Source organism: Streptomyces sp. NPDC001020 (assembly GCF_053599115.1).
Window position 1 is genome coordinate 99821 of sequence record NZ_JBSFLQ010000011.1, and the last position, 14223, is coordinate 114043.

The 14223-nt window shown below is 70.3% G+C and carries 16 protein-coding genes and 2 pseudogenes; 13 read left to right on the top strand and 5 right to left on the bottom strand.

The window, feature by feature from the left end; all coding sequences use genetic code 11:
- Positions 1 to 230 precede the first annotated feature (230 nt).
- The 7 genes from ACWDEX_RS13265 (at position 231) to ACWDEX_RS13295 (ending at position 5561) form a co-directional block, all read left to right on the top strand.
- A complete protein-coding gene (locus ACWDEX_RS13265; protein ID WP_450463377.1) occupies positions 231 to 1385 on the top strand; it encodes a SchA/CurD-like domain-containing protein in 1155 nt (384 codons plus the stop codon).
- Between the two features lie 55 nt (positions 1386 to 1440).
- Positions 1441 to 1905 (top strand): cupin domain-containing protein, encoded by a 465-nt coding sequence (locus tag ACWDEX_RS13270; protein WP_450463378.1) that lies wholly within the window; start codon positions 1441 to 1443, stop codon positions 1903 to 1905.
- Positions 1902 to 3170, top strand: coding sequence for a beta-ketoacyl-[acyl-carrier-protein] synthase family protein (locus ACWDEX_RS13275; RefSeq protein WP_450463379.1), 1269 nt, complete (start codon positions 1902 to 1904; stop codon positions 3168 to 3170). The genes ACWDEX_RS13270 and ACWDEX_RS13275 overlap by 4 nt, the downstream gene beginning before the upstream one ends.
- Positions 3167 to 4405 (top strand): ketosynthase chain-length factor, encoded by a 1239-nt coding sequence (locus ACWDEX_RS13280; protein WP_450463380.1) that lies wholly within the window; start codon positions 3167 to 3169, stop codon positions 4403 to 4405. The genes ACWDEX_RS13275 and ACWDEX_RS13280 overlap by 4 nt, the downstream gene beginning before the upstream one ends.
- A 64-nt stretch (positions 4406 to 4469) precedes the next feature.
- A complete protein-coding gene (locus tag ACWDEX_RS13285) occupies positions 4470 to 4727 on the top strand; it encodes an acyl carrier protein (protein ID WP_450463381.1) in 258 nt (85 codons plus the stop codon).
- A gap of 1 nt (position 4728) precedes the next feature.
- Positions 4729 to 5208, top strand: a complete 480-nt coding sequence (locus ACWDEX_RS13290; protein ID WP_450463382.1) for an SRPBCC family protein — start codon at positions 4729 to 4731, stop codon at positions 5206 to 5208.
- A 20-nt stretch (positions 5209 to 5228) separates the two neighbouring features.
- Positions 5229 to 5561, top strand: a complete 333-nt coding sequence (locus ACWDEX_RS13295; protein ID WP_450463383.1) for a TcmI family type II polyketide cyclase — start codon at positions 5229 to 5231, stop codon at positions 5559 to 5561.
- A gap of 94 nt (positions 5562 to 5655) precedes the next feature.
- Here the strand turns inward: ACWDEX_RS13295 and ACWDEX_RS13300 are convergent, their stop codons facing one another.
- Together ACWDEX_RS13300 and ACWDEX_RS13305 are read right to left on the bottom strand one after the other, a co-directional pair.
- Positions 5656 to 6684 (bottom strand): methyltransferase, encoded by a 1029-nt coding sequence (locus ACWDEX_RS13300; RefSeq protein WP_450463384.1) that lies wholly within the window; start codon positions 6682 to 6684, stop codon positions 5656 to 5658.
- Between the two features lie 217 nt (positions 6685 to 6901).
- Positions 6902 to 7780, bottom strand: coding sequence for an aminoglycoside phosphotransferase family protein (locus tag ACWDEX_RS13305; protein WP_450463385.1), 879 nt, complete (start codon positions 7778 to 7780; stop codon positions 6902 to 6904).
- 22 nt (positions 7781 to 7802) lie between these two features.
- On the opposite strand from ACWDEX_RS13305, the gene ACWDEX_RS13310 reads away from it, so the two are divergent.
- The 4 genes from ACWDEX_RS13310 (at position 7803) to ACWDEX_RS13325 (ending at position 11658) form a co-directional block, all read left to right on the top strand.
- Entirely contained in the window at positions 7803 to 8468 is a 666-nt protein-coding gene (locus ACWDEX_RS13310) for a rhomboid-like protein (protein WP_450463386.1), read from the top strand.
- Positions 8469 to 8538: 70 nt separating this feature from the next.
- The gene (locus ACWDEX_RS13315; protein WP_450463387.1) at positions 8539 to 9021 is read left to right on the top strand and encodes an N-acetyltransferase family protein; all 483 of its coding nucleotides are present in this window, start codon (positions 8539 to 8541) and stop codon (positions 9019 to 9021) included.
- A gap of 95 nt (positions 9022 to 9116) precedes the next feature.
- Entirely contained in the window at positions 9117 to 10091 is a 975-nt protein-coding gene (locus ACWDEX_RS13320; RefSeq protein WP_450463388.1) for a zinc-binding dehydrogenase, read from the top strand.
- Between the two features lie 58 nt (positions 10092 to 10149).
- Positions 10150 to 11658, top strand: coding sequence for an MFS transporter (locus ACWDEX_RS13325; RefSeq protein ID WP_450463389.1), 1509 nt, complete (start codon positions 10150 to 10152; stop codon positions 11656 to 11658).
- A gap of 132 nt (positions 11659 to 11790) precedes the next feature.
- On the opposite strand, the gene ACWDEX_RS13330 is transcribed toward ACWDEX_RS13325, so the two are convergent.
- From ACWDEX_RS13330 to ACWDEX_RS13340, 3 genes are all read right to left on the bottom strand, one after another.
- Positions 11791 to 12300 (bottom strand): F0F1 ATP synthase subunit B family protein, encoded by a 510-nt coding sequence (locus ACWDEX_RS13330; RefSeq protein WP_450463390.1) that lies wholly within the window; start codon positions 12298 to 12300, stop codon positions 11791 to 11793.
- A gap of 312 nt (positions 12301 to 12612) precedes the next feature.
- Positions 12613 to 13113, bottom strand: a complete 501-nt coding sequence (locus ACWDEX_RS13335) for a hypothetical protein (RefSeq protein ID WP_450463473.1) — start codon at positions 13111 to 13113, stop codon at positions 12613 to 12615.
- Between the two features lie 110 nt (positions 13114 to 13223).
- Positions 13224 to 13772: a GNAT family N-acetyltransferase gene (locus ACWDEX_RS13340; protein ID WP_450463391.1), complete on the bottom strand. Its 549-nt coding sequence runs from the start codon at positions 13770 to 13772 to the stop codon at positions 13224 to 13226.
- A gap of 202 nt (positions 13773 to 13974) precedes the next feature.
- Between ACWDEX_RS13340 and ACWDEX_RS13345 the strand changes: the two are divergent.
- Together ACWDEX_RS13345 and ACWDEX_RS13350 are read left to right on the top strand one after the other, a co-directional pair.
- Positions 13975 to 14076 (top strand): annotated as a pseudogene (locus ACWDEX_RS13345) (XRE family transcriptional regulator); the annotation flags it as partial.
- A 38-nt stretch (positions 14077 to 14114) separates the two neighbouring features.
- Positions 14115 to 14195, top strand: a pseudogene (locus ACWDEX_RS13350) (DUF397 domain-containing protein); the annotation flags it as partial.
- Between the last annotated feature and the right edge of the window lie 28 nt (positions 14196 to 14223).

Below are 14223 nucleotides of genomic sequence, written 5' to 3' on the forward strand. Positions count from 1 at the left end.
GCCCGGGGCCGCCTGTGGCGCGGGCGTCCGACGCGGCTCCCGGCGCCCGCTCCGACCCGGTGGCGTCGAGCCGTGCAACGTCGTTGCCGACGCCGTTGTGCGGACCCCTTCACCCACGTGGTTCATCCGAGTCGCGCACTCTCCGCAGCCGGAACAAGATCGAGGAACGCTGACGTCGCGTCACCTGCGGTCGGCGTCGGCCTCCGCTCGGTGAAGGAGATGTGCCCTCAATGACCACAACATCTGAACGTGTTTCAGAACCGAAGACGCGGAAGGTGACGAAACGAGTCTCCCAGTCCGTCTTCGACGGCTCCCGCCTCCGTGTCGTCCTGCTGGTGGACGTCTACGACGGAGCCCAGCCGGAGTTCCTGAAGGCGTACGAAAAACTGTGCAGCCAGGTCGCCTCCGTCCCCGGACACGTCAGCGACCAGCTCTGTCAGTCGATCGACAACCCCTCCCAATGGCTCATCACCAGTGAGTGGGAGAGCGCTCCTCCCTTCCTCGCCTGGGTGAACAGCGAAGAGCACGTCCAGATGGTGCGACCGCTGCACAGCTGTGTCCGCAGCACCCGGTCGCTGCGCTTCCACATCCTCCGCGAGACCGGCGTCGGAGCGCCGGCCGCGTCCGAGGGCAGGCGACTGCAGACGGATCCCCGGATCGGCAACGGTGTGAACCGCCACGCGATCACCTTCACGGTCAAGCCGGGCAGTGAGCAGACCGTCGCCAAGATCCTCGCCGACTACGCCCCGCCCAAGGCGCGGGTCGACGAGACCACACGGCTGTGCCGGACCTCCCTGTTCATGCACGGCAACCGGGTCGTGCGGGCCATCGAGGTGGAGGGCGACCTGCTCGAGGCGCTGCGCCACGTGGCCCAGCAGCCCGAGGTGCGGGCCGTCGAGCAGGCCATCAACCCGCACCTGGAGGAGGAGCGCGACTTCAACGACCCCGAGGCCGCTCGGATCTTCTTCACCCGGGCGGCGCTTCCCGCCGTGCACCATGTGACGTCGGACCAGGAGTGCCCCGAGGCCGAGCGGCACGCGCTGCACTACCCGGCCCGCCCGGGCCACGGCATGGAGCTGGCCCGGCTGCTCGCCCAACAGGACGAGGCGCAGGCGGACGACCCGGACAGCCCGGTCTGCAGCAGCACGATCTTCCAGCGCGACGACATCGTGGTGCGGCTGATCGACGTACGCGGCGGCCTCGACGCCGATCCCGTGCTGACCCTGGGCCTCCGCGACGCCGAGCAGGCCGCCGAGCTCGCGGCCCTTCTCGACGGTGACGCCGCCGGCCTGGACGTGTCCGCGCTGAAGAGCGGCGACCTCGTGCGCTTCCTCGGGTTCGCCCACATGGACCTCGTCACCGACCGCCACGCGGCCGAGGCCTGACCGGCCCACGCCGGCCCGCCCTCATGCCGGCGCAGCACACCACCGGAGGAATGACGTGATCAAACCCCGTCCCAGAATCGTGGATCTCAGCGAGACCGACCCCAACCGCAGGCGCGGAGGCGATCTGCGCGCCATGCTCACCCCGGCCACGGTCGGGTCCACCAGCGGTTTCATGGGCGTGGCCATCGTGCAGCCCGGCGACCGCATCGGCGAGCACTATCACCCGTACTCCGAGGAGTTCGTCTACGTCATCTGCGGGCAACTGGAGGTGGACCTGGACGGCGACCCCCACCCGTTGCGGCCCGAGCAGGGGCTCATGATCCCCGCCTATATGCGCCACCGCTTCCGCAACGTCGGTGATGTGGAGGCCCGCCTCGTCTTCCATCTGGGCCCGCTCGCCCCGCGCCCGCAGCTCGGGCATGTCGACACGGAGGAGGACGACGCCGTCGCGGTCGGCGCCACGGAGGGAGCCGGGGCGGGCGGTGTCCGGTCGGCCGACAGAGACCAGGTCCGTTCATGACCCGGCGCGTGGCGGTCACCGGGATAGGGATCGTGGCCCCGGGTGGGATCGGCGTGCCCGCGTTCTGGGAGCTGCTGGCGGCCGGCCGTACCGCGACGCGTGGCATCACGTTCTTCGACCCGGCCGGCCTGCGCTCACGGATCGCCGCCGAGTGCGACTTCGACCCGGCGGCTTACGGACTGGATCCGGAGGACGTCGAACGCGCCGACCGGTACATCCAGTTCGCACTGGTCGCCGGTGGGGAAGCCGTCCGGGACGCCGGGCTCGACCTGGCCAGGGAGAACCCCTGGCGGGTCGGGGTCTCCCTGGGGACCGCGGTCGGCGGCACCACCCGTCTGGAGCACGACTACGTCCAGGTCAGCAACCGCGGGCAGCGCTGGGACGTGGACCACCGCGAGGCGGACCCGCATCTGCACCGCGCGTTCTCGCCCAGCACGCTCGCCTCGATGGTGGCGGAACGCTTCGGGGCCCGCGGGCCGGTGCAGACCGTCTCCACGGGCTGCACCTCGGGCCTCGACGCGGTCGGATACGCCTTCCACACCATCGAGGAGGGCAGGGCCGACGTCTGTGTGGCCGGGGCGTCGGACTCGCCGATCTCCCCGATCACCATGGCTTGCTTCGACGCGATCAAGGCCACGTCCCCGAACAACGACGACCCGGCGCACGCCTCCCGTCCCTTCGACGCCGACCGTGACGGGTTCGTCATGGGCGAGGGCGGCGCGGTGCTGGTCCTGGAGGAGCTGGAGCACGCGCGGGCCCGTGGCGCGCACGTGTACTGCGAGCTGGGCGGCTACGCCACCTTCGGCAACGCCTACCACATGACCGGTCTGACCAAGGAAGGCCTGGAGATGGCCCGGGCGATCGACGTCGCCCTGGACCACGCCCGCCTCGACGGCTCGGCGATCGACTACGTCAACGCCCACGGCTCGGGCACCCGGCAGAACGACCGTCACGAGACGGCCGCGGTGAAGCGGGCTTTGGGCCACCACGCCTACGACACGCCCATGAGCTCCATCAAATCCATGGTGGGCCACTCCCTCGGGGCGATCGGGGCCATCGAGGTCGTGGCCTGTGTGCTGGCCCTGGCCCACCAGGTCGTACCGCCGACCGCGAACTACGAGACCCCCGACCCCGAATGCGACCTGGACTACGTGCCACGCACAGCCCGCGAGCGGAGACTGAACAGTGTCCTCTCCGTGGGCAGCGGGTTCGGCGGATTCCAGTCCGCGGTGGTCCTGACCCGGCCGAGGGAGAGGACACGATGAACGCACCGCACGTTCGGCGCGCCGCCGTCACCGGAATTGGCGTCGTCGCGCCCAACGGAACGAGCACCGACGCCTTCTGGAAGTCCACCCAGGAAGGTATGAGCGTCCTGGACCGCGTCACCCGCGAGGGGTGCGAGCACCTGCCGCTGCGGGTGGCCGGCGAGGTCCGCTCCTTCGACCCGTCGGCAGCCGTCGAGGAGCGCTACCTGGTCCAGACCGACCGGTTCACGCACTTCGCGATGGCCGCCGCCGATCTCGCTCTGGCGGACGCCCGGCTCGGCCAGGCAGACACCGACGCCGCGCCGTTCTCCCTGGGCGTGGTCACCGCGGCCGGATCCGGTGGCGGTGAGTTCGGACAGCGCGAGCTGCAGCGGCTGTGGGGGAAGGGAAGCCGGTTCGTCGGCCCGTACCAGTCCATCGCCTGGTTCTACGCGGCCAGCACCGGTCAGATCTCGATACGCCGCGGGTTCAAGGGGCCCTGTTCGGTCGTCGCCGCCGACGAGGCGGGAGGCCTGGACGCCCTGGCGCACGCCGCGCGGGCCGTGATGCGGGGCACCGACGCGATCGTGGTCGGCTCGACCGAGGCGCCGCTGGCCCCCTACTCGGTGGTCTGCCAGCTCGGCTACGAGGAGCTGAGCTGCGCCGATGACCCGGCGCGGGCCTACCGCCCCTTCACCGAGGACGCCTGCGGGTTCGTGCCCGCCGAAGGCGGCGCCATGCTCGTCGTGGAGGAGGAGAACACGGCACGCGAACGGGGCGCTCAGGTCCGGGCCTTCATCGCCGGACACGCGGCGACGTTCACCGGGGCCTCCCGCTGGGAGCTGTCCCGGGAGGGGCTCGCCCAGGCGATGCGCGCAGCCCTGGACGAGGCCGGCTGCGCACCCGAGGAGGTCGACGTCGTCTTCGCCGACGCCCTCGGTGTACCGGAGGCGGACCGTGCCGAGGCGCTGGCGATCGCCGACGCCCTGGGCGCCCACGGCGGACGCGTACCGGTCACGGCGCCCAAGACGGGAATCGGCCGCGGCTACTGCGCCGCGCCCGTACTGGACGTCGCGGCGGCGGTGCTCGCGATGGAGCACGGCCTGATCCCGCCCACCCCCAACGTCTTCGACACCTGCCATGACCTCGACCTGGTGACCGTCCGTGCCCGCGCCGCCGAGCCGCGCACGGCGCTGGTACTCAGCCGGGGACTCATGGGATCGAACTCGGCGCTCGTGCTGCGGCTCGCCCCGTAGGCGAACGACCGAACCAAGCGACGCCTCGTAGCGAGGCCGTCCTGGAGCAAAGGAGAGGAACCGCATGAGTGCCCACATCACCGTGGAAGAACTCGCCGAGCTGATGAAGAAGGCCGCCGGCGTCACCGTGGCCCCGCAGGACCTCCAGCAGCAGTACGACTCCGCCTTCGACTCGCTCGGCATCGACTCGCTGGGCCTGCTCGGCATCGTGGGCGAACTGGAGAACCGGCACGACACTCCGATGCCGCCCGACGCGGAGCGTTGCAAGACCCCCCGGCAGTTCCTCGACCTCGTCAACAGCACCCTGATGGCAGGAGCCTGACATGGCCGGACACACGGAGAACGAGATCACCATCGCCGCACCGCTGGATCTCGTCTGGGACATGACCAATGACCTGGAGAACTGGCCGCAGCTCTTCAGCGAGTACGCGGCCGTCGAGGTCCTGTCCCGGGAGGGCAACCGGACGACCTTCCGGCTGACCATGCACCCCGACGAGAAGGGCACGGTGTGGAGTTGGGTCTCGGAGCGGGAGACGGACCGCGCCGCGCTCAGCGTCAAGGCCCGCCGCGTCGAGCCGGGTCCCTTCGCGTACATGAACATCCGGTGGCGGTACGAGGAGGTGACCGAAGGCACCCGGATGGTGTGGTCGCAGGACTTCGAGATGAGGCCGGACGCACCGGTCGACGACGCCTGGATGACCGACAACATCAACCGTAACTCGAAGATCCAGATGGCCCTCATCCGGGACCGCATCGAGAAGGTGGCGGCCGAGCACCGGCCGGCGCACGCCCTGGCCGACTGACCCGGACGGAGAACAGGCCGATGTACCAAGAGTTGATCGTCGCCCGTATGGCCCCGGGCTCGGCCCCGGACATCGCCAAGGTGTTCGCGGAATCCGACCGGGGAGAGCTGCCCCACCTCGTCGGGGTCTCCCGGCGCAGCCTCTTCCAGTTCGGGGACGTGTACATGCATCTCGTCGAGTCCGAGCGGGATCCCGGCCCCGCCATCGCCAAGGTGGTCGGACACCCCGCGTTCAAGGACATCAGCGAGCGTCTCTCGGCGTATGTCAGCGCGTACGACCCCGCGACCTGGCGCTCACCCAAGGACGCGATGGCGAACTGCTTCTACCGCTGGGAGCGTGACGCCACCCGTTGAGCCGTCCACGCGGCCGACGGTCGCCGGGCCCGCGGTGCAGCCGCGGGCCCGGCGACCGTCGGTGGGTTGGGGGGCGGCCGGACGCGGCCGGTCATCAGGGGACGGTGCAGTCGAACGCGTGCAGGTAGGGGTTGACCGGGCGGATGCCGTCGACGACCAGGCCCGCCCCGGTCAGCCGGGCGACCATGCTCTCGGTGGTGTGCTTCGCGCCGCCGACGTTGAGGAGCAGCAGCAGGTCCATGGCGGTGCTGAACCTCATCGATGGGGTGTCGTCGACGAGGTTCTCGATGACGACGACCTTCGCCCCGGGCCCGCCCGCCTCGATGACGTTGCCCAGTGTCCTGGCGGTGCTCTCGTCGTCCCACTCCAGGATGTTCTTGATGACGTACACATCGGCTCGGACCGGAATGGCCTCGCGGCAGTCTCCGGCCACGATGCGCATCCGGTCCGCGAGCGCACCGCCCTCGCGCAGCCGTGGGTCGGCGTTCTCCACCACGCGAGGCAGATCGAGCAGGGTGCCCCGCATCGACGGGTACTTCTCCAGCAGACTCGCCACCACGTGCCCCTGGCCGCCCCCGATGTCGGCGACCGACGAACTGCCCGACAGATCGAGGAGCTTCGCGACATCCTGTGCCGACTGCCGGCTGGAGGTGGTCATGGCGCGGTTGAAGACGTCGGCCGATTCCGGGGCGTCCTCGTTGAGGTAGGTGAAGAACTCCTTGCCGTACAGGTCCTCGACGACGTTCCGGCCGGTGCGCACCGCCTCGTCCAGCCGCGGCCAGGCGTCCCAGGTCCACGGTTCGGTGCACCACAGCGTGATGTGACGCAGGCTGTTCGGGTCGTCCTCGCGCAGCAGCCGGGACATGTCGGTGTGTGTGAACGTCCCGTCGTCGTGCTCGGTGAAGAGGCCGTGGCAGGACAGGGCCCGCAGCAGCCGCCGCAGCGGGCCGGGCTCGGTCTTCACCGCGGCCGCGAGGTCCTCCGCGCTCATGGGTTCGTCACCCAGCGCGTCGGCGACCCCCAGCCGGGCGGCGGCGCGGAGGGCGGCGGCACTGGCCGCCCCGAAGACGAGTTCCCGCAGCCGCATGGAAGGCGGCGGCGGGGCAGGGCTGACGGTCGTCACGTGGCCACTCCTTCTCTGGGTCCACACGTGTCTCCGGGGGCCACAGGTGGGTACGGCCGGTCAGCACAGTCCCGCGGGCCCGGCACCCGGACCGGTGAACGCCGCCGTTTCACGCCAGGTACCTGATATGGCGTTTAGTCATATTCTTTACGCTATGCCGCTGATGCGCCGGAGAGAGCCGGATCGGCCATCCGGCGGCGTGTCCGCGGGGCGGAGGTCAGCCGCGCAGCCTGCGCCCGATCTCCAACTGCATCACTTCCAGCGGGCGGCCGTCCTCGATCTCCCACAGGCAGTTCTGCAGCACCCGCCCCAGCGTCCACGCCCGCGCCCGCTCCCTGTCCAGGCCCAGGACGTCCGTCAGCGCCTCGAAGCGCCACCCGGTCTCAGCGGGGTCGTAGCGGTTGTCGATCGCGGGGAGGAGCTCGAAGCCCGGGTCGCCGGCGAGCGGTTTGGGGTCGATGGCCAGCCAGCGGGCGCGGTCGGCGCCGAGGACGTTGTCGTAGTGCAGGTCCCAGTGGAGAAGGCGGTCGCCCGGTTCGGAGATCACCTCGCGCACCGCGGCCGCGCAGTCCTCGATCAGGCGGCGGTCTCCGGGGTCGGGGATCCGCTCCAGCGCCCCGGGAACCTGCTCCAGCATCTCCTGCGCGATGTCGCCCAGTCGGCGCATTCCCGCCGGGGCCGGCCGGGCGGTCAGCCGGGCCAGCAGTTCCGCGATGACACGGACGGCCTCGCGCGAGTCGGGCAGGTCCGTGAGCGTGCGCGTCTGGTCGAGGCGTTCCAGCAGGAGCGTGCAGGTCGCCTCGTCGTGCTCCAACAGCCCTACGGCCCCCTCGCCGTCCCACATACGCAGGGCGAGCGGCTCGCCCTCGCTCTCCGCGTCCAGCGGCTGGAGCTTGAGCGCGGCCGGTGTCCCGTCCGCGCGGCGCACCGGAAGGACCAGCGCGCACACCCCGTACATGGAAGGCCCGTCGATCCGCAGCCGCCACCGCTCCAGGAACTCCGCCGCCCGCCGCGGCAGGTCCGCGATGAACGCCCGCCCCGCGTCCCCGTTGAACTTCTCCTGTGAGGCGGCCAGCTCGCCAGGCACCCGGATCATTTCCCCGACGATACTGACGTGTGTGGACCTGGGCACGCGTTTCAGGCGGCTGCCCGGGGCAGCGGCGGCGTACGTCCGCAGCGCCCCGGGGACCTGCCTCTGGCTGCTGCTCCTGTTCCTCACCACCGTCGTGCTGCACCACATGCCGCCGAGGGTCGAGGATCACTTCCTGCGGGAGCGGTCCACGAACATCCACGAGCTGTCGTCCCACCCCGTGCGCGCGTTCATCGCCAGCGCGATGTGGATAGAGGGCGGGCACGTCCTGCCGTACGCCGTGCTCTACCCGGTCTTCCACGCGCAGGCGGAGCGCTGGCTGGGCACCGCGCGCTGGCTGGTCGTGTGCATCGCCGCGCACGTGCTGGCCACGCTCGCCAGCGAGGGCGCGCTACTGCTGGAGATCCGTGCCGGCCTCGCCCCGCACTCGGCGGTCAACGCCTTGGACTTCGGCGTGAGTTACGCGTTGGCCGGGGTGGCCGCGGTGCTCACGTACCGGATCGCCGCACCCTGGAGGTACGCGTATCTGGCGGGTGTCCTGCTGGTGTACGGGACACCCTTCGCCGCCGCTCCCGAGTTCACCAGGTTCGGCCATCTCGTCTCGGTGGTGATCGGTCTCGCCTGCTATCCGCTGACCTTGGGCCGCGGAAGGCCATGGAATCCGAGGGAGACACTGGCCGCCCTCAGGAGTTGACGTCCGGTGCGTGAGCAGGCGGCGGGGCGGGGCTTGATGTGCGCCACCCCCTATGTGTGAAACTGCGCGCATGATCCGCATCGCGACCCCCGCCGACGTCCCCGTCATCCACGCCCTGATCCGTGAACTGGCCGAGTACGAGAAAGCGTCGCACGAGGCACGGGCGACCCAGGAACAGCTCAACGAGGCGCTGTTCGGTGAGCGCCCGGCGGCCTACGCCCACGTCGCCGAGGACGACGGGGGTGAGGTCGTCGGTTTCGCGCTGTGGTTCCTGAACTTCTCCACCTGGCGCGGTGTACACGGCATCTACCTGGAGGACCTGTACGTCCGCCCGGGGGCCCGCGGTGGTGGTCACGGCAAGGCGCTCCTGACGGAACTGGCCCGCACCTGCGTCGAACGCGGTTATGAGCGCCTGGAGTGGTCGGTCCTCAACTGGAACAGCCCGGCGATCGGCTTCTACGAGTCCCTGGGCGCCCGCCCGCAGGACGAGTGGACGGTGTACCGGCTGACCGACGGGGCGCTGAAGGAACTGGGGAGCAGCGAGCAGGGCTGACCCGGTGGGCGCCTGCGGCCCCGGATTCCTTGACCCCGAGCATGCTTGAGGTTGAAGAGTGGGTCTCCTGACCTCAGACAGCGAGGAGCCCGCTCATGCATGCCATCCGTCTGCACGCCTTCGGCCCGGCCGAGAACCTGACGTACGAAAAGGTCGAGGATCCCGAACCGGGCCCCGGACAGGTCCGTATCGCCGTCGCGGCGGCCGGTGTGCACCTCATGGACGCGGCGCTCAGGGAGGGCGAGACGGGCCCGGCGCCCGGCCCGACGCGTCTGCCCACGATCCCCGGCCGTGAGGTCGCCGGCACCGTCGAGTCCCTCGGGGCGGGCGTCGACGGTCACTGGCTCGGCAAGCGGGTCGTGACCCACCTCGGCTTCGTGCCCGGAGGCTACGCCGAACTCGCCGTCACGGACGTGGGTCGTCTCCAGGAGACACCACCGAACCTCGACCCCGCGCAGGCCGTCGCCATGATCGGCACGGGGCGTACGGCGATGGGGATCCTGCAGTTCGCCGACCTCGGCCCCGGCTCCGTGGTCCTGATCCCCGCAGCCGCGGGCGGGATCGGCACCCTTCTGGTGCAGTACGCCGTGCACGCGGGCGCCACGGTGATCGGGCTCGCGGGCGGGGCTCGGAAGGCCGCGCGGGTGCGGGAGAACGGCGCGGACCTCGCCGTCGACTACACGGAACCCGGGTGGGAGGAGCACCTCGATGCCTACCGGGGCAGGGTCACCGCGGTCTTCGACGGCGTGGGCGGCACCGTGGCACGCACGGCCGTCGGCCTGCTCGCCCCGGGCGGCAGGCATTTCGTCTTCGGCTGGTCCGCCGAGGGCATCCGGAACGGGGAGCCGTATCTCGTCGAGGGTGTCTCCGAGCAAGTCCTCGGGCCCGTGATGTTGCGGAAGGCGGGCGGCCCCGACCCCCTGCGTACCTTGGAGTCACGCGCCCTCGCCGAGGCCGCTGCCGGCCGCCTCGCACCGGCCGTCCAGCGCTTCCCGCTCGCGGAGGCGGCCGCGGCCCATCGGGCCCTGGAGAACCGGGAAACGATCGGCAAGGTGGTGCTGGAACCCTGAGTGAGACGCGAGTTGCCCTGAAAGTGCGGAATATGGTGATTCATGATCTCCTGGCGGGGTGATCGCCCTCCGAGCGGGAGAGCCCGCGGCAACCGACGACGTCGATCCCCGCCGGTGGTGGGCCCTGGCGGTCATCGCCCTTGCCCAGTTGATGGTGGTGCTGGACGCCACGATCGTGAACATCGCGCTGCCGTCCGCCCAGCACGACCTGGGCATCTCCGACGGCAACCGCCAGTGGATGGTCACCGCGTACTCGCTGGGCTTCGGCGGGCTGCTCCTGCTGGGCGGCAAAGTCGCCGACCTGGTGGGCCGCAAACGGACGTTCGTCATCGGACTGATCGGCTTCGCCGGGGCGTCCGCGGTGGGTGGCGCGGCCACCACGTCCGGGATGCTCTTCGGCGCCCGCGCGCTCCAGGGTGCCCTCGCCGCCGTCCTCGCCCCGTCGGCGCTCAGCCTGCTCACGACCACGTTCACCGACCCGAAGGAGCGCGGGAAGGCCTTCGGTGTCTACGGTGCGGTCGCCGGCAGCGGATCGGCCATCGGCTTCATCGCGGGCGGGGTGCTGACCGAGTACCTGAACTGGCGTTGGTGCCTGTACGTCAACGTCCCCGTCGCGATCGCCGCCGTGGTCGCCGCCTTGACCGTCCTGCGCGACCGGCCCGGCCACCCGGGAGCCCGGCTCGACGTCCCCGGCGTCCTGCTGGGCTGCGGAGGGCTGGTCGCGCTCGTGTACGGGTTCAGTGAGGCGCAGCCACGCGGGTGGAGCGACTGGGTGGTGCTGAGCCTGATCGCGGTGGCTGTGGTGCTGCTCGGGGCGTTCGTGTGGTGGCAGACGCGGGCGCCGCAGCCGCTGCTGCCGCTGCATATCGTCAGGGACCGTGTCCGGGCCGGCTGCTTCCTGACGATGTGCCTGGCCATCGTCGGTGTGTTCGGGGTGTCCCTGTTGCTGACCTACTACATGCAGGTCGTCCTCGGCTACTCGCCCCTGCGGACGGGCCTGAGCTATCTGCCGATGACGCTCGCGAGCATCGTGACTTCGACGCAGGTCTCGGCCCGCCTGCTGCCCCGCGTGGCGCCGCGCACGTTGATGGTGCCGGGTACGGTGCTGACGGCGGGCGGCATGGCGATGCTCGCCCGGATGACGGTGAACGCTACGTACGCGACGGAGATCCTGCCCGGACTCGTGCTGATGGGCCTGGGCATGGGCCTCACCTTCATGCCGATCTACGCGACCTCGACCGCCGGGGTCGCGCCACGCGAGTCGGGCGTGACGTCGGCCACCGTCAGCACCTCGCAGCAGGTGGGCGGTTCCATCGGCACGGCCCTGCTGAACACCATCGCGACGACCGGCGGTGCGGCGTACATCGCCGCGCATCTGCATGACCGCTCCGAACGGGCGCTGATCGTCCGCGAGGGCACGGTCCACGGTACTTCCGTCGCCATCTGGTGGGCGGCGGGCGTCATACTTCTGGCGGGCCTGGCCGCCGCCCTGCTGGTCGAGGTGAAGCCGACGGCCTGTGGCCCGGCTCGGGCACTGCTGGCACGGGGTGCGTGTCGACAGGACTGAACGGCGCTTTTCGGATGGAATTCGCCCAGGTCATAAATGGTCACAGCAGGCCCAGACGAATAGGTCCTGTCTGGGCCCTTTGTGCGAGGTTGCGGTGAATCACCATCCGTGGTGATGGAGGTTTGAGCTCGACTATGCCTTCGTCGAGGAGTCGGCGTCCGCCTCGGCGAAGAACGCTTCGGCGATTTCCCGCGCCCTGCGCTCGTCCGTGATCGGCTCGCCGATGATTCGTTCGGCCAGGTCGGTGGCGAGTCTGAGCACATCCTCCCGGAGCGCTGCCTCGGCGACGATCAGATCGGCCTCCACCTGCGCCCTGGCGGATGCCACGAGTTCGTTGCGTTGCCGCTGCCCCTCCGCGCGGACCTCCTGAATGAGGAGGCTTCCCTCGTCGACCGCGGCCTGCCGGATGCGGGCAGCCTCATGGCGCGCCTCGGAAAGTTCCGCCTGGTACTCCTCGTGAACCCGTCGCGCCTCCGCATAGACGGCTTCGGACCGCTCGACGGTGCCCTCGATGGCGTCCTGTCGGGCCTCAAGCGTCTTGGTGATTCGCGGCACCAGGACTTTTGCGAAAGTGAAGAAGACTGCCGCGAAGCAGATCACCGCAAAGACGAGTTCGTTTACCTTTGGCTCCAGGGGTCCCATGGAAAGAGCCTACCGGGTAATGTCGAGCGGCCCCTCGTACTCGATACGCGCAACTTTCAGCCATTACTGGTTTCCTGATATACCTAAATTTGCCCTGAAGTGTGCCCAGTGGCCAAGGGAGGCTCCGGTGCCTCCCGCCCGTCTGGCGAAAACGCCCCATCACGTAGCCGAAAAGCTGTCACGAAAAAATGTCTGGCTGTCTGGTTGAGCAGCCTGACCTGGATACACCCCGGAAATACCGACGATGCCCGGACGGCGACCGGCCGGGGCCTCTGACCCATCGGCGTATGTCGGTGTTTCTGCTACAAGGCCTTAAGACACCCGGGGGAAGCGGGCCTCGAGTGTCCAGATCGCGGGGTTGTCCCGGAGTCCTTCATGGAGGTCGGTCAGGTCGGCGATCAGGTCGTGCAGGAAGTCCCGGGACTCACGACGCAGTTCGGTGTGGGAGAAGGTGAGCGGCGGCTCGGCCGCCGGAAGCCACTCCGCCTCGATGTCCACCCAGCCGAAGCGGCGCTCGAAGAGCATGCGGTCGGTGGACTCGGTGAAGTCCAGCTCCGCCTGCTGTGGCCGGGCGGCGCGGCTGCCGAGCGGGTCGCGGTCCAGTCGCTCGACGATGTCGCACAGCGCCCACGCGAAGTCGAGCACCGGCACCCATCCCCAGGCTGTGGACAACTCCCGGTCCGTCTCGGTGTCGGCGAGGTAGACGTCACCGCAGAACAGGTCGTGTCGCAGCGCGTGGACGTCCGCGTGGCGGTAGTCGGTCTGCGGGGGGTCGGGGAAGCGGTTGGAGAGGGCGTAGCCGATGTCGAGCACGGGGGTGATGGTGTCATGCCGGGCCCGGCCCGCCGCCGTGGGCCACACCCTGGGGCCGCGGTCGTCCCCGAGCCACGCGCCCGCCACCACCCCGCCTGCGGCTCTCGCGCTCACGCGGGCCGGTTCACGTCCCGCTCGGGCAGGGGCTGCAGTTCCTTGCGCAGTACAGCGCAGGGGCGGCCGAGCCCGCGGTCCCGGCGGTGGTCGATGATCTCGTAGCCGAGGGCCGTCCAGAAGGCGAGACCCTTGAGGTTGTTCTCCAGCACCGCGAGCCGGGCGGCGGTGCGGCCCGCGGCGCGGAAGCGGTCCTCGACGAGTGACGCGAGCTGCCGGCCGTACCCCTGCCGCTGTGCCCCCGCGTCCACCATCAGCAGGCCGATCCACGGGTCGGGGTCCGCCGGGTCCGGGTGGTGGGCGAGCGTTATCGCGATCCCCACGAGGTGCCCTGCGCTGCGGGCGCAGAGGACCTCCGCGCCCGGGTGCGCCAAGTCGTCGGCCAGCGCGGTCGCCACCTGCTCCGGACGGACGTCGTCCGGGTCCGGGAAGTCGCCGCTGAGGGTGTGGAACTCGCGGTTGGAGGCGTACAGCGCGGTGAGTTCGGTGAGCAGGGGGGCCGGTATGTCGTGGTCGGGTGTGAGAGGGAGGGGCGCGAGGATCATGCGGGCAACGTAGCGCGGACCGGGGGCTGCCGCCGTACACCGTCGCGGTGGCTCCTTTCCCCGAACTCCCGCGCACAGAGCGATGGATGAACTACGCTGCGTGGTCCCGGCCGTACGGGCATCGCCCTGAGCAGGGCCGCAACGCCGTCGACGAGATCTCATCTCCTTGTCCGCCGTACAGCGCTACCCACCAAGGAGCACCATGCCGCCGAGACGGGTGATCACGGGACGCAGTCAGGAGCCGCGGAGGCGGTTCGCGGAGGAACTCCGGTTGCTTCGTACGGAGCGGGATCTGAGCCTGCGGAACCCTCCGTCGTCCCCGTCCGGGACAGCAAGTACCCCTCCCGTGGAGCGCTCGTCTTCGAGGCCGGTGCCTGGGCGTCGTTCGTCGGCGCGGTCAAGGGCGAAAGGTTTCCGGGCTGAGACCCGGACAGCGCGCAGGCGTGCGGGC

Excerpts from the sequence above, each read along its gene's own strand:
- ACWDEX_RS13290 (WP_450463382.1), top strand. The coding sequence starts at position 4,729 with ATGGCCGGACACACGGAGAACGAGATCACCATCGCCGCACCGCTGGAT.
- ACWDEX_RS13285 (WP_450463381.1), top strand. The coding sequence starts at position 4,470 with ATGAGTGCCCACATCACCGTGGAAGAACTCGCCGAGCTGATGAAGAAG.
- ACWDEX_RS13275 (WP_450463379.1), top strand. The coding sequence starts at position 1,902 with ATGACCCGGCGCGTGGCGGTCACCGGGATAGGGATCGTGGCCCCGGGT.
- ACWDEX_RS13315 (WP_450463387.1), top strand. The coding sequence starts at position 8,539 with ATGATCCGCATCGCGACCCCCGCCGACGTCCCCGTCATCCACGCCCTG.
- ACWDEX_RS13280 (WP_450463380.1), top strand. The coding sequence starts at position 3,167 with ATGAACGCACCGCACGTTCGGCGCGCCGCCGTCACCGGAATTGGCGTC.
- ACWDEX_RS13265 (WP_450463377.1), top strand. The coding sequence starts at position 231 with ATGACCACAACATCTGAACGTGTTTCAGAACCGAAGACGCGGAAGGTG.
- ACWDEX_RS13305 (WP_450463385.1), bottom strand. The coding sequence starts at position 7,780 with ATGATCCGGGTGCCTGGCGAGCTGGCCGCCTCACAGGAGAAGTTCAAC.
- ACWDEX_RS13330 (WP_450463390.1), bottom strand. The coding sequence starts at position 12,300 with ATGGGACCCCTGGAGCCAAAGGTAAACGAACTCGTCTTTGCGGTGATC.
- ACWDEX_RS13340 (WP_450463391.1), bottom strand. The coding sequence starts at position 13,772 with ATGATCCTCGCGCCCCTCCCTCTCACACCCGACCACGACATACCGGCC.
- ACWDEX_RS13295 (WP_450463383.1), top strand. The coding sequence starts at position 5,229 with ATGTACCAAGAGTTGATCGTCGCCCGTATGGCCCCGGGCTCGGCCCCG.
- ACWDEX_RS13320 (WP_450463388.1), top strand. The coding sequence starts at position 9,117 with ATGCATGCCATCCGTCTGCACGCCTTCGGCCCGGCCGAGAACCTGACG.